Origin of the sequence: Providencia sp. TYF-12 (assembly GCF_041344805.1) — a bacterium.
GTDB lineage: Bacteria > Pseudomonadota > Gammaproteobacteria > Enterobacterales > Enterobacteriaceae > Providencia > Providencia huashanensis.
The window spans coordinates 153,393-168,483 of sequence record NZ_CP166833.1; the positions used below are offsets into that span (position 1 = coordinate 153,393).

Annotated in this window: 13 protein-coding genes, 1 tRNA gene and 1 pseudogene; 13 read left to right on the top strand and 2 right to left on the bottom strand. The window is 38.9% G+C overall.

The window, feature by feature from the left end; genetic code table 11:
- Positions 1-14 precede the first annotated feature (14 nt).
- Positions 15-1,349, top strand: a complete 1,335-nt coding sequence (gene gdhA / locus ABE954_RS00695; RefSeq protein WP_371025695.1) for an NADP-specific glutamate dehydrogenase — start codon at positions 15-17, stop codon at positions 1,347-1,349.
- Positions 1,350-1,433: 84 nt separating this feature from the next.
- Here the strand turns inward: gdhA and rsmJ are convergent, their stop codons facing one another.
- Both rsmJ and prlC read right to left on the bottom strand, forming a co-directional pair.
- Entirely contained in the window at positions 1,434-2,204 is a 771-nt protein-coding gene (gene rsmJ / locus ABE954_RS00700; protein ID WP_042848588.1) for a 16S rRNA (guanine(1516)-N(2))-methyltransferase RsmJ, read from the bottom strand.
- Positions 2,197-4,239 (bottom strand): oligopeptidase A, encoded by a 2,043-nt coding sequence (prlC, locus tag ABE954_RS00705; RefSeq protein WP_131680868.1) that lies wholly within the window; start codon positions 4,237-4,239, stop codon positions 2,197-2,199. Before prlC ends, rsmJ begins: the two co-directional genes overlap by 8 nt.
- A 315-nt stretch (positions 4,240-4,554) precedes the next feature.
- Here prlC and ABE954_RS00710 point away from each other — a divergent pair.
- From ABE954_RS00710 to ABE954_RS00765, 12 genes and pseudogenes are all read left to right on the top strand, one after another.
- Positions 4,555-4,649, top strand: a tRNA-Sec gene (locus tag ABE954_RS00710).
- 229 nt (positions 4,650-4,878) lie between these two features.
- A pseudogene (locus tag ABE954_RS00715) lies at positions 4,879-5,542 on the top strand (tyrosine-type recombinase/integrase); the annotation flags it as partial.
- 966 nt (positions 5,543-6,508) lie between these two features.
- Entirely contained in the window at positions 6,509-6,727 is a 219-nt protein-coding gene (locus ABE954_RS00720) for an IS1 family transposase (RefSeq protein WP_371025696.1), read from the top strand.
- A 459-nt stretch (positions 6,728-7,186) separates the two neighbouring features.
- Entirely contained in the window at positions 7,187-7,450 is a 264-nt protein-coding gene (locus ABE954_RS00725; protein WP_042848586.1) for a helix-turn-helix domain-containing protein, read from the top strand.
- A gap of 485 nt (positions 7,451-7,935) precedes the next feature.
- Positions 7,936-8,487 carry a fimbrial protein gene (locus ABE954_RS00730; RefSeq protein WP_042848585.1) on the top strand — a complete coding sequence of 184 codons (552 nt, stop codon included), beginning with the start codon at positions 7,936-7,938 and terminating at the stop codon, positions 8,485-8,487.
- A gap of 58 nt (positions 8,488-8,545) precedes the next feature.
- Positions 8,546-9,124, top strand: a complete 579-nt coding sequence (locus tag ABE954_RS00735; protein WP_220129034.1) for a fimbrial protein — start codon at positions 8,546-8,548, stop codon at positions 9,122-9,124.
- 70 nt (positions 9,125-9,194) lie between these two features.
- The gene (locus ABE954_RS00740; protein WP_048605557.1) at positions 9,195-11,702 is read left to right on the top strand and encodes a fimbria/pilus outer membrane usher protein; all 2,508 of its coding nucleotides are present in this window, start codon (positions 9,195-9,197) and stop codon (positions 11,700-11,702) included.
- A 66-nt stretch (positions 11,703-11,768) separates the two neighbouring features.
- On the top strand, positions 11,769-12,506 hold the full coding sequence (locus tag ABE954_RS00745; protein ID WP_166686998.1) for a molecular chaperone: 738 nt from the start codon (positions 11,769-11,771) through the stop codon (positions 12,504-12,506).
- Positions 12,507-12,545: 39 nt separating this feature from the next.
- Positions 12,546-12,947 carry a hypothetical protein gene (locus tag ABE954_RS00750; RefSeq protein ID WP_048605554.1) on the top strand — a complete coding sequence of 134 codons (402 nt, stop codon included), beginning with the start codon at positions 12,546-12,548 and terminating at the stop codon, positions 12,945-12,947.
- Positions 12,940-13,473 (top strand): fimbrial protein, encoded by a 534-nt coding sequence (locus ABE954_RS00755; protein WP_042848582.1) that lies wholly within the window; start codon positions 12,940-12,942, stop codon positions 13,471-13,473. Before ABE954_RS00750 ends, ABE954_RS00755 begins: the two co-directional genes overlap by 8 nt.
- Positions 13,473-14,015: a fimbrial protein gene (locus ABE954_RS00760; protein WP_042848581.1), complete on the top strand. Its 543-nt coding sequence runs from the start codon at positions 13,473-13,475 to the stop codon at positions 14,013-14,015. Before ABE954_RS00755 ends, ABE954_RS00760 begins: the two co-directional genes overlap by 1 nt.
- A gap of 18 nt (positions 14,016-14,033) precedes the next feature.
- On the top strand, positions 14,034-15,047 hold the full coding sequence (locus ABE954_RS00765) for a hypothetical protein (RefSeq protein ID WP_166686999.1): 1,014 nt from the start codon (positions 14,034-14,036) through the stop codon (positions 15,045-15,047).
- Positions 15,048-15,091: the final 44 nt, after the last annotated feature.

Sequence of the window (15,091 nt, forward strand, 5' to 3'; positions counted from 1 at the left end):
AAAGGAAGACATAGATGACACAATCACTATCTTCGTTCTTGGAGTCTGTCCAAAAAAGAGATCCTTCACAGCCTGAGTTTTTACAAGCTGTGCGGGAAGTATTCACTTCTCTTTGGCCTTTTTTAGAACAAAATGCAAAGTATCGTGACCAAGCATTACTTGAACGCTTCGTTGAACCTGAGCGCGTTATTCAGTTCCGCGTATGTTGGGTTGATGACCACGGCAAAGTGCAAGTGAACCGTGCTTGGCGTGTTCAATTCAGTTCAGCCATTGGGCCATTCAAAGGTGGAATGCGCTTTCACCCATCCGTTAACTTATCAATTCTGAAGTTCTTAGGCTTTGAGCAAACAATGAAGAATGCGTTAACAACATTACCGATGGGCGGAGGCAAAGGGGGGTCTGACTTCGATCCTAAAGGGAAAAGCCATGGTGAAGTGATGCGTTTTTGCCAAGCCTTGATGACTGAATTATATCGCCATATTGGCTCAAACACTGACGTACCTGCTGGGGACATTGGTGTGGGTGGACGTGAAGTCGGTTTCATGACCGGTATGATGAAAAAACTGTCTAACGACACCTCTTGTGTATTTACGGGTAAAGGTCTGTCTTTCGGTGGGAGTTTGATCCGCCCAGAAGCGACTGGCTATGGTTTAGTTTACTTTACTAATGCGATGTTAAAACGCCATGGCTTAGGTTTTGATGGTATGCGAGTTGCTGTTTCTGGTTCAGGTAACGTAGCACAGTATACGATTGATAAATGCATGGAACTGGGTGCTAAAGTTGTCACAGCTTCTGATTCAGGCGGTACTGTGGTGGATGAAGATGGTTTTACAACAGAAAAACTGGCTCGTTTAGAAGAAATCAAAAATAACTATGGTCGCATTGAAGAGTATGCCAAAGAGTTTGGTTTAACTTACTTAGCGGGTCAGCAACCGTGGAATGTGCCAGTGGATATTGCGTTACCTTGTGCAACACAAAATGAGCTAGATATTGATGCTGCAAAAGTGTTGATTAAAAATGGGGTCAAAGCAGTCGCAGAAGGGGCGAATATGCCAACAACCATTCCGGCAACGGAGTTGTTCCTAGAAGCGGGTGTTTTGTTTGCGCCAGGTAAAGCCGCGAATGCGGGTGGGGTGGCAACGTCAGGTTTAGAAATGGCGCAAAATGCGGCTCGTCTCAGTTGGAAAGCTGAAAAAGTAGATGCTCGCTTACATCACATCATGCTGGATATTCACCAACACTGCGTTGAATTTGGGGGTGAGGAGAAACAAACAAACTATGTTCAAGGCGCTAACATCGCAGGCTTCGTGAAAGTCGCAGATGCAATGCTTGGGCAGGGTGTGTTGTAATTCTCTGACCTGTAAACGTACGCGAAAGGGCGGCTGTATTATATTGATAATTTCACCTGTACATACGCCCTTCGCCGTTACGTTTTAATCACTATTTTTAATGCACGGATATATATCAAATCGATGGCTTTTTGTCGTAATTGCTGAAGGCGCTTTTTGTCCCGCTAGGGGCTCTGCGTAATCAGGGCGTTTAACAACCACTCTTCGTTTTGCTAAGGCGATAGCTGGTGCGAGTAAGGAATCCGCATCATCATCAGCCCCTACCAATGACTGAAACACTCGCATTTCTTTCTTAACTAAAGCGCTTTTTTGCCGATGTGGATACATTGGATCAAGGTAAATAACATCGGGTGCGTGAGTCACTTTTTTTAAAGCAGTAATGCTAGAAGCATGGATCAAAGACATACGCTCTTTTAACCACTCTCCAATTTCAGCGTCTTGATAGCCCCGCTGTAGGCCATCATCTAATAATGCAGCCACAACAGGGTGGCGTTCTAACATACGGACACGGCAGCCTAGAGAGGCTAAAACAAAGGCATCACGGCCAAGGCCAGCCGTCGCATCTATCACGTCAGGAAGATAATCTTTTTTAATTCCAACAGCTTTGGCGACAGCTTCACCACGACCACCACCAAACTTTCGTCGATGAGCCATGGCTCCTGACACAAAATCCACAAAAATCCCCCCGAGTTTGGGTTCATCCAGTTTACGTAGTTGTAAGTTTTCAGGGGTTAGTACCAGAGCCATCACCGCGTTAGGGGTATGAGAAAGCTGCCATTTTTCAGAAAGTTGGGAAAGGGCGCCGCGATCGGCACCCTCTTCACAGATCAATTGGATCGCAGTGCTATTAGCCATGAATACCATAGCTCTTTAACATCGCGTCTAGTTCTGGTTTACGGCCACGGAAGCGCTCAAATAGCGCCATTGGTTCTTCAGAGCCGCCGCGGCTTAAAATATTGTCAAGGAATGACTGACCAGTTTGGCGATTAAAAATACCTTCTTCACTGAAACGCGAATATGCATCTGCGGCTAAAACATCTGCCCATAAATAGCTGTAATAACCCGCAGCATAACCCCCTGCGAAGATATGGCTGAAGGCATGCGGGAAGCGTGCCCATTTAGGTGAAGGCACTACCGCGACTTTATCTTTAATGGCGTATAAGGTTGGCATAACTTGAGCCCCTTTAGCTGGGTCATATTCAGCATGCAAGGTGAAATCAAATAAACCAAACTCTAATTGGCGTAGCACAAACATTGCAGATTGGTAGTTTTTCGCAGCCAGCATGCTACTTAGCATTTCTGCAGGTAATGGTTCGCCTGTTTCATAATGCCCTGAAATAAACTCGAGTGCTTCAGGTTCCCAGCACCAGTTTTCCATAAACTGACTTGGTAGTTCTACCGCATCCCATGGTACCCCATTGATCCCTGCTACATCAGCAACATCAATCTTCGTTAACATATGATGTAAGCCATGACCAAACTCGTGGAATAGTGTGATCACCTCATCATGGGTAAAGAGTGCTGGCTTATCACCTAATGGTTTGTTGAAGTTACAGGTTAGATAAGCAACTGGGTTTTGTAATGAACCATCTTTATGCACCATACGGCCCATGCAGTCGTCCATCCAAGCTCCACCACGTTTGTGTTCACGTGCATAGAGGTCTAGGTAGAAGCTACCGCGTAAAGTATTGGTATCATCGTATAACTCAAAGAAACGCACATCTTTATGCCATGTTTCTACATCATTGCGTTCTTTTGCCGTTAACCCATAAATACGGTGAACGACTTCAAATAAGCCATTAAGGACACGTTGCTCCGGGAAATAAGGTCGTAGTTGCTCATCACTTAATGAGAATTTATGCTGTTTCTGCTTTTCGCTATAATACGCTAAGTCCCAAGACTCTAGGGTATCGACACCATAATGCTGTTTTGCAAAGGCGGTTAATTCAGCAAGTTCATCTTTACCTTGCTGGTGGGCGCGTTGTGCTAAGTCATTTAAGAAGCCTAATACTTGCTCTGGTGATTCTGCCATTTTTGTTGCCAGAGATTTATCAGCGTAGTTTTTAAAACCTAATAATTGTGCAAGTTCATGGCGTAATGCCATTAACTCATCAATGAGTTCGCTGTTATCCCATTTACCGGCATTTGGCCCTTGGTCTGAAGCACGAGTGCTATATGCATAGCTCATTTCACGGCGCAATTCTGCGTTGTCGGCGTAAGTCATGACAGGTAGGTAGCTTGGCATATCGAGGGTTAATAGATAACCTTCTTCACCTTTGGCTTCTGCCATGGCTTTAGCTGCCGCGATGGCGCTTTCTGGCATACCCGCTAATTCTTTTTCATCTTTAATGAGTTTCGTCCACCCCATGGTGGCATCAAGCACATTATTGCTAAATTTAGAGGCAATCTCTGACAAACGCGCAACAATTTCACCATAACGTTGCTGTTTTTCAGGGGGTAAGCCAATTCCAGATAGCTCGAAATCACGTAAAGTATTCTCGATAGATTTCCGCTGTGATTGGCTGAGTGAGTTAAATTCAGCGCCTTCTTTTAATGATTTATAGGCTTGATATAAAGGTTCGTGCTGACCCATCCACGTACTGAATTCAGACAGCAGCGGTAAACATTGTTCATAGGCTTCACGCAACTCAGGGCTATTTTTTACCGAATGCAGGTGGCTCACTGGCGACCAAACTCTGGAGAGTTTATCGCTGGCTTCTTCTAACGGTTGGCACAGGTTATCCCAAGTATATTGGTCTGTGGCATCAAGGAGGTTTTCAACTGTTTGACGGTACTCGGTGAGTACGTGCTCGACAGCAGGAAAAACATGTGCAGGCTCTATAGTAGAAAAGCGAGGTAGGGCAGAATCGGTTAATAATGCATTTGTCATAAAACATCCTGTGATTGCAGGCTTGTGCTCGTAGGCCAAGGCTTACTGTGTTGACAATAAAAGTTAAATGGTGAATTTATACCCAAATACGATTGGTGTATGGGGCATAAAATTAGCGCACCATTATGAATATAAGAAAGTATATGGGGGCAGAAATGTAAACCTCAATATCAAGATAACGTTTTTTCTTATCAGCGCTTATCAATAAGTGGGGTTTTTATTAGCTTTTATCAATAAAGGTGATAGTTGCAGTTTCAATGCTTTAGAAAATAATGGATTCAGTCTATAATCATGCTCCAATCTATAGGTTATAGAGGAAGATCGTCGTCTCCGGTGAGGCGGCTGGATTTCAAATCCAGTTGGGGCTGCCAGCAGTCCCGGGCAGGTTCGACTCCTGTGATCTTCCGCCAAACGCAGTTTCTAAATTTCTCCCAAAGTCTATATTTCCCTTTTAAATCAATAAGATTAATCATCTCGAAGTCTGTCTGATTCTCCCCTTGTTTACTGGTTTCTACCCCTGTTTGGGGGCATAATTTTCCCCTATTTTTTGGATGCCCCCACTAGTTTCATTAGCTGATGCACGAAAAAATTGCTGGTTCAAAATAAAGTTCAAGTAAATAAAAACATTTAGCCTCTGAAAGTACCTTTGAAGCAGTAGCTCGTGAATAACACACTTCTAAAGCAGATCGCTGGTCACTACGTTATCGTGATGAAATTATTGATACTATTGAAAAGGATATCTTTCCTTATATTGGTGAGCATCCGATAGCAGAGATTAAACCCCTAGAGCTACTTGAAACCTTACATAAGATGGAAAAACGCGGAGCCTTAGAGAAGATGCGCAAAGTCCGCCAGCGCTGCGGTCTTTCGCTATGCCATTATTATGGGTCGAGCGCAATATAACCCAGCCCCTGATCTGGCTTCTGCTCTAACTCCACCTAAAAAGCAACACTTCCCATTCTTAACAAATCAAGAACTGCCATATTTCCTAAAAGATTTAGCTGGTTACACTGGCAGTATCATCACCAAAACAGCGACTGAAATTATTTTGCTAACGGCTGTTAGAACGCAAGAACTCCGCTTTGCTCGTTGGCAGGATATTGATTTAGAAAAAGGGGTTTGGGAGATACCAGCTGAAGTAATGAAAATAAAGCGACCGCATGTTGTACCGTTATCAAAGCAGGTTATCGAGCTATTTAATTCACTCAAACTACTATCAGAGTGTTATGAGCTTGTGTTTATAGGCCGTAATGACCATAGAAAACCAATCAGTAAGGAAAGCGTAAATCAGGTTATTGAGTTGCGGATTTTGTTAATGACGCACAACTGAACTTTCGTTTGAGGATAGATACAGTTAATAGCATCAGGAAAGCTGGTTAGCCCATCAGTACCGATAAGGCTAGGCTTATGATTGCTAAAGTGTTCCAACAGGGTACCGTGCTTTATTTATCGATAACTTCACCTATATGTTCTTCAATGAAGTGAACCTGTATAAGATGTTTTGCGATATCGGCGACAACGGGGGGATTTCATGTTGTGGGCCCTCTAGTCATTAGGGAGCTTTATTCATTTCGTACTGGGCACAATGATGTCAGAAGTGTGTGAGGATCTTCACCTCATCAGCCGAACCCTTCACCGCTCTCAAATAGTTGGGATGCGTTCATCTCATTTTTCAAGAACTAGCCTAAAAACGAGTATTAAGATTATCAATAAGTCAAATGACACCAACTGTCTGGAGATTTAAGGGGGCGGTTTAGTTAGATGAAATTATTAACACGCGTAACAAGTGTAAGTAATTGCAAAAAAGTAATGGTTGATGTATGTGAAAGAAATGTTGTTAAGTATGAATTAATAACACATTATTTGTAACCTATTGATTTTTATCGGGTAAAAATAATTGTAGTATGAATAAATATGACAAGAAATAACTGACTATTAAACTTGGTATATTCGATAGATTTCTCCTGCTTTACAGCCTATGTGAGTAATTATAGTATTTATGTGAGCTAGAGTTCAAAAGACAAAAAGATTTAATTACCGTATTCATAAATATATAGTGGTTTTATCTAGGTAAATTTAGCTATATTTCGTATCTAAAATTTAATTCTATTGTGATTAATATTTAATCACAGGGCTTCTTTTTAATTTTTTCTTTAAATTACGACTTAGTTGAGGATTTACCCAGTGAAATTAAATAAAACTCTTATGGCTATTGTAGTAGCGACAACGATGGTTATGGTATGTCTGGTCACTTCAGTTAAAACATATAGTGGCGCATGTCTTGGGCTCAAGGAGCCGTAAGAGCCAGCAAAAATTATTAAGGTGGCTTTCTAAGTTTGATATTCAGTTTTGGTGTACCGATAATTACCTAGCATACCAGTTATTACCAAGGGAAACTCACTCGATTGGTAAACGATTTACACAGGGAATAAAACATCAAAATTTGAACTTAAGAAACAAGATAAAAAGGCTGAACAGAAAAACATAGAGGTATTCAAGAACTGTTGAAATGATTGACAAAATCATTGGTACTTTCATTGAAAGAGAACATTACATTTAACCAAATTAATACATTGAATACTCGACCCAAAACTAGAAAAAGTGGTGGCTACATTTAAATAATCACTAAATAACTAGCCATATAGCGACTTATTTTTATTGGAGTTACAATTCCTTACAATATTTAGCGTAAGTAAAGCTTGAGGGTTTTATTAACAAAAATTTAACACGGTTATTTGTATATTGTTGTTTGATAATTGTTTTTTTATACCTTTTTATTTTTAACAACCTTAATTAGTAAAAAAATACCTATTAACTTTGTAGCTAATTTTTTTAAATAATTAATTTGTTTTTTTGTTTTGGTTTAACTCAGATTTTTTGTATCCTATATTGAGTTAAACGATTGGTGTCTTATTTCATTTAATACGTCAACGTCAATGGTGCTTTAATGAGAAATGAAATTTTCAATTCACTTTCTATTCTAAGTGATAGAGATAACATAGTTAATGTCGTATCAAAAAACATTGGAAAAAAAATAAAAAAACTTAGATTGAAATATAACTTAAGTGGCTCTAATTTAGCTAAGGTTATTGGCATATCGCAACAACAATTATCTCGGTATGAGAATGGTCAAAGTGATATATCAACATCAAAAATAATGATTATTTCAATTTATTTTAATGTTGATGTTAGCTATTTTTTTGATGAATAAAAATCATACAACACCATGTGTTAAAGCTTAATGAATTGGAGCCTATTACAATGAAAATTAAAGGCTATTTACGAAAAGATATTGGTTCGTTTTTAAGGTATACCCGTAAAAAATCATTATTCTTCAATCAAGTTGGTTATCTAGTTCATTTAAGTTAGCAGCAGGTTTCTCTCTATGAACTTGGTATTACAATAATTAGTGTAGAGATGTTGAAATTTTTTAATTGCATTAGATAAAATTGGTCGGAATTACTTTTCAAGGTAATGGCTGATCGTTCTGATTAAATAAGAAAAATTAAAAATAAGTTACCATTAGAAACAATTTTAATTAAAAAATTTAAATTAGAAGGTTAGCCTTCTATTTATTAGTCGCCTTTTCTTTAAGTCTAGGCAAGGGAAACCTTTCCCATTTTATGAGTGACTTTGTCATTTGATATTAGTAAGCGTTCAATATATTAAATCTATTTACATATTAAGGAAATAATAATGAAATTATCTCAATTAGCTGTTGCTACTGTATTTGCTGCATCTGTTATTCCATTTAGCTCAATGGCTGATAACACAGGAACAATTGATTTTGTTGGTTCAGTTGTGAATACACCATGTAACATCCAACAATCATCATTAAAACAAACTGTTGATTTCGGTCAATTATCTCGCAAAGCCTTACAAAGCGGTAAAGCGGCAGAAGCAAACTTTGATATTAAATTAACTGGTTGTGATTTCGCTAATTTCGGCGAAGTTGATAGCGAAAGCGGTAATGCTGCTGGTGTTAAAACCATGGACTTAGTATTTACTGGCCAAAACTATGTGAATGGCGGTGAAATGCTTTCTACATCAACAGGTAACGCAAATAACTTAGGTATCGTGATTGATGGCTTCAAATTTGGTGTTGCAAAAGATGTATTACCTACCGGTAACACTGATGGCGATGTGACTTTATCTTTCAAAGCATTAGCTAAAGCAATTGATAAAACTAAAGATGTTGCAGAAGGTAAATTTACCGCTGTTTCAAACTTCCGTATTACTTATCAGTAAGCACTTTGAATAGCCGCCAATTTTTGGCGGCTACTTAATGCATATAAAGGAAAACAAAGTGCTTACTTATCTATTTGATATTCGAAAATTTGTGCCTGTTCTACTCATCTATTTTTGTGGATGCTTCACCGTATTTGCAGAAAAGGACATAGGGGTACGACATGAAGGAACGACTCAGATGATTGGCAGCGTTATAGCGACACCTTGTTCGATTATGATGAAAGATCGTTTTCAAACGGTAAATTTTTCATCATTAGCATTGAATTTATTATCAACAAAGGTATCCCGAGAAGAACGCAACCAGCTTTTTGAGATTGAATTAAGTAATTGCGGTAGCCTGTTTTCCTCTCTTGATAGCAAAACATGGGTAATACGTTTTGATGGTCATCGTGCAAACCAGATGAATGCTTTTGTCTTACAAGGCCCCTCTGAAGGACTAGGCGTTTCTGTTCTTGACAGCACAATGCAAGCCTTAATCCCTGGGGAAAGCTATTCACTATTCGGCAGCGTATTAAGACAAGGTAAGGCAGGACAATCACTTGTGCTTCGCTATTTTTTACAACTTGAGCTAACGGGAAAGCCTCTCCAAGCAGGCCGTTATCAAGGGTTAATTCGTTTTTTCATCGATTATCAATAAAACAAAGATAAAAACAGTCAATCCTATTGCATTGGCTAGTATTTCTTGTTGTTCTCGGAGTGGTATAAGCATGAAGTTCACATATTGTAAAGTTGGGCTGGCCATCTTAGTGGCATTAAACTTTAGCACGTTGACTGCTTATGCCTCAGAGTTTAATACGGATGTATTAGATGCTGAAGATCTCCAAAACGTCGATATGAGCCAATTTGCTGTCGCGGGGTATGTCCCCCCAGATAATTATGTCCTAACTATTTTTGTTAATGGGCAGCGTTTAGGCGCACCTCGGGATATTACGGTTTTTGAACAAAGCACCCCCGAGCAAACCTTGCTACAAACAACGTGTCTACCTGCTGATTTGCTTGATCTCATTGGGCTAAAAGAGACAGCAAAAGAAAAAGTCCATCTTTCGAATAATGACCAGTGCTTGAATTTATCAGCCCTAACAGGAGTCCAACTAAAAATTGAACTCGCAACATTATCCTTAAAAATGACAATCCCTCAGTTTTGGATGGAATATCGTGATCCTGACTGGGTGCCACCTGCATTATGGGAAGAGGGTGTTAATGGTGCCTTAATCGACTACAGTGCAAACATTTCTGTCACAAAAGAAAATACAGGAAGCAAACGCACTTATGCTTCGACGAGTGGAACCGCTGGCATAAATTTAGGCGCTTGGCGTTTTCGCGGTGATTATAATGGCACTTACCAGAAGCAGCAAGGAAATCGCCAATCATCACAAGAAACAAAGCAATTTGATTTTAGTCGCTTGTATGCATTTACTTCTATTAAGTCTTTATCGGCTATTTTGACGTTAGGTGAAAACTATTTTTATTCTAACGTCTTTGAGTCTTGGCAATACACCGGACTTTCATTAGAAAGTGATGACCGTATGCTACCCCCGAAACTGGTGGGATACGCCCCAGAAATTATTGGGGTTGCAAATACCAATGCAACAGTTATTGTTCGCAGCAAAGAACGTGTTCTGTTAGAAACAACCGTACCACCTGGGCCATTCCGTATCCAAACACTGGATAGTGGAGTTCGTGGGGTTTTGGATATCACCGTCCGTGAAGAAAACGGTGAAGAAAAGAAATTCAGTTTAAATACGGCCTCACTACCTTATTTAACCCGTCCAGGGCGACTCATTTATAAATTTGTTGCAGGTAAAACGCGACTTAGCGGTCATCAGCTAACAGGAAACCCTGTTGCAGGTGGGGAATTATCATATGGTTTATCAAATGAATGGTCACTTTATGGTGGCTCCCAACTTAATACTGATTACCAAACCGCTGCTATTGGTATTGGGCGAGACCTATTCGCGTTTGGGGCACTGTCATTCGATGTGACACAGTCAGTTGCACGCTTTACTCAAGAAACCCTGCAAGGCCGCTCATATAGGTTAAATTACTCAAAATCTTTTGATGCATTACGCACAGATATTACCTTTGCGGGTTATCGCTTCGCAGATAAAAACTACCGAACACTCAGCCAATTTATGGATGAAGTCAGTTCAGGTTATGTCTCTCGTGCACCAAAAGAAAATTATCAAATCTATTTGAATAAATATTTCGATAATTTTAATTTTTCACTGAATTATCAATATAGCACGTATTGGCATGACAAATCACAAATGCAATATGGCTTATATGCAAGTACCAATATCAGTCTTCCTGCACTTTCCCAGCAAGATGCGACGATATCGTTATCTGCAATTCGCACTGAGCGAGACAGTGGCTATAAAGATGATGCAGTGAACCTTTATTTAAGTATTCCACTTTATAACGGTCACAGTGTGTCATTGTCTGAATCTTATACTAAGACGGGAGAGTATAACCAACATAACCATAGCGCTAGTTATAGCGGCTATAACGATCGTGATAGCTACAATGTCACTGTGGGTTATAACCATGGGCAATTATATGATAGCGAATCGAGCATCAGTGGTTATTACTCCCGAGATCTCTCCCAAGCTAATATTTCAGCAAATGCAAGCTATGTCCCTCAACAATATCGCAGTGTTGGTCTGTCTATTAATAGTGGGATAACCGCGACTTCACATGGTGCTGCACTGCACCGAGGTTCAAGTGGAGATACTCGATTAATGATTGAAACTCCCGGTGTTGGTGATGTGCCACTCGATAATGGCACGATAAAAACGAATCGATTCGGTTTAGCTGTTATCCCTAATGTTAGCAGTTACCGTAAAGCTAACGCATCAATTAATACCAGTAAATTGCCCGATAATTTAGAAACGTTGGGGGCATCAACGGACATCACTCTCACAAAAGGTGCGATTGGCTACCGGAGTTTATCCGTAATGAAAGGAGAAAAACTCTTCGCTATTTTATCATTGGGCAATGATAAAACGCCGCCATTTGGTGCCAGTGTTCGCAACCACAATAACCTTGAATTAGGCATTGTCGGGGAAGATGGTGTGACTTGGTTAGTGGGAATATCGCCTAAGGAAAATTTACTTGTTTATTGGGGAGGGCAAGCACAGTGCCAATTGTCACTTCCTGAAAGTTTAGATACATCAACCAATATGTTGTTACTGCCCTGTGTATCAATAAAGAAATAACTATTCGAATCTATTTAAAACCATTCGGATTAGCTGCACACATTTAATTTATTTATGAGGTTTATTATGTTGAGTTTGTTTTTACGTTCGTGGGTATTTTCCTTTTTTCTGCTTACGACAGTATTTTTATCCGTTAGCGCACACAGCGCTGTGACATTGGATAGGACACGAATTATTTTTCCTGCATCCGATAAATCAATTAATGTCACCATTACAAATGATAATCCAGAAGAAGCTTATCTTGCACAAAGCTGGATTGAAGATATTGAAGGGAATAAATTGACTAAAGGCGCAATTTTAGCGACACCGCCATTACAGCGCATTGAGCCGACGAGTAACAGTTTGGTCCGTTTAAGCACCACGCCTGAGCTGAGCAAATTACCGCAAGATAGAGAATCTGTTTTTTATTTTAACTTACGCGAAGTGCCACCTAAATCGAATGACGGAAATATATTGCAAATCGCATTGCAATCCCGAGTGAAATTATTTTATCGCCCAAAAAGCATTTTATCGGAATCAGAAACTAAGTGGGCACATAAAGTCACTTTAACAAAAATCGCTAATGGCTATCGTCTCAATAATACCACCCCATTCAACTTAACTGTGATTGGCTTTGGCAATAGCAAAAATCAAGCAGAAAAAAATGCGTTTAATGTTGTCATGGTGCCACCAAAATCTGACCACGACATTATATCACCATCATTATCAACGCCTTATCTAACTTATATTAATGATTATGGTGGTAAACCTACGCTCGTATTTCAATGCCAAGGTTCAATCTGTACTGTTTCTGGAGAGGAGTAACATTGAGTGAAAGCTAGCATATTAATAAGGAAAACAAACATGAGCAGCCCGCGAAAAACACCTCTAGGACTGTTTATTATCATGATAGTACTGTGTTTTCTTTCTAGCATAAAACATGTCGCTGCTAGCTTGCCAACTAACTCAATCAGTTACGGCCAGATTCAAGTATACGCGCAATTGATGAATACAGCTTGTAACCTAAGTATACGCGGTGCAAAAGAGGTCACGCTGACAAATTGTGGTGCTGGTAGTGCATTTGATGATCTTAATTTAATCAATTCAGCTGTACATACCCCTGTCACCTTACAATTTTACGATACCGAAAAATCGTTATTTTACCCAAGCTATCTCACTTATTTAACAAACGGTGATAATAAAATAGCCTTACCACAGCAAATTGATTACCACAATACCTTAAGATTTGAGGTGAGCTATGAATAGAAAAAGCCGATTGAATTGGGTATTTTATCTCTTGTTATTCACTTTCCCTGCATTAGCTTATAGCGAGGAAGGACTTGATATGGAGTTTCGCGGTGAGCTTGTCAATACAGCTTGTCAAGTTACAACCGAATCTTTAAATCAAAAAATAAAAATTTATAACCTACGCTTAAAGACAATTAATGAAGGAATACCGAGCGCAACAGAACCTTTTTCAATTTTTATTGAAAAATGCAGCGAAACAGATTTAAAAAAAATAATCAAGTTAACATGGAAAAGTAATAAATTAACCAATATTGATGGTGATTCTTTTTTAAATACGCAGGGTGATAGCGGTGTTTTATTGGGGATAACAGATAAAGATGATTCTTTAATTGTTTGGAATCAACAAATTAACTTTGGTATCGTGCCTGAAGTAGGAAATACACAAGAACTTAATTTTGGTGTTTTTGTTCGTAAGCCTAAATCCGGAGATGCAAAGACAGGTGATTTTTTAGCCTCAGTAACCTTTACTGTGGAGTATGAATAATGGATATCATTAAAAAATATTTTAAATTCTGGGTTGGTATACTTTATTTCTGCACCTTCTCTTCCCTTGCTGTTGATGTTCCAATAAAAATATCAGGTACTGTCAAAGTACCACCTTGTATTATTAATAAGAATGAAAAAATTATTTTTAACTTTAAAACCGTACAAATAGATAAAGTTAATAACCATGATAACTCAATCACTAAAGAAATATCTATTGATTGCCAATATTACCAAGGAAAGCCTTATATCAATGTTGTCGGTGATAAATTAGCGAATGCGCCTAATAATGTATTAAATACTAAAGGAAATACAGGGTTAGGGATTGCTTTATATCAAGGAAATTCAGTTAATAATACTTACCCGCTTATTATTGGAAACAATATAAACAGCCTAGGAAATGAAATTATTAATGGATTAAGTGGAAAAGGTCAAAAAAATGGGATCTTTTCTATAACTGCAGTTCCCTATGCATTAAATACTAGTAATTTAGCACCGGGTAAATTTGAATCTACTGCAAAAATAGTCATCACCTACAATTAATAATGACTTGGAATTGACATGATACTTAAACCTCATTTTTTTATCTTAATTTTATTAAACATATTATTTTTCCCTGTCACCAGTATTGCTGGGGATTATCGCCATTTTATTTGGACAATGACAAGTCCAGTAAAAACAAACGATATGTTGATTAATTATAATGATATGACTACCTCTGCATCATCAATAATGTCTGGTGGGCTGAATGGCCTTTATAATGCAAGAAGTGTCTATACAAGATGTAAAGGAACTAATGATAAATTAAGTGCAACCCAAGAAAAAACCGCTTGGCTTATTATGCAAAATAGAGTGTACGTAAATAATGTCCCTATTTCATTGAATATCGACCCTTATAACAGTTGGACCTATCCAGCACAGTCACAAATTTCAGGATATATTTCCAAGATAAACCAAATTACAGTTAAGACCGATGTCGGGGGCTGTTGGACTCTTGGCTCAATGATACCTGTAGACTTTCATTGGCGTAGTGCAAGAATAACAGCAACCTTATCGCAAGGTAACCTCGCTCCAGGGATCTATAGGGTTCCCGTGGCCTATTACTATGCGTTTGAAGAAAATAAATTTACAACTCCTGAAGAGAAAGGCCCCTCAGCAGATGTGCCCAATTTAATCGTAGGAGGCCTTGGCCGACGTGATTCATTTACATTAATTATTGATGTAAAATCTAAGTGTGATTTCAACAGTAACCAACTGCAATTAACTCATGATATTACATTAGGGGATGAGTCTAGCTATAAAAGTAACGTAACAAATTACAGTATCTCTTGCAGTGCATCAACGCCAGTAAAAATGGAATTAATTGGGACAAATAAACCCACAGGGAAAAGTGCTAACTTCACTAAATGTGGTGAAGGAGATTGTGAGTTACAATTTAGCGATGGAAAAACAATCAGTGAGGAGAAAGTCACAGGGAAAAAAGACTACCTTATTAATTCAACATTTCACCCTGACGATAAAACCAAAACAGGCTCATTTCAAGGAGCAGGGATTTTAAGAGTCACAATACAATAAAAAATAAGATTAAATACCAAAAAGTTCTATTTTGTTGAACTTCC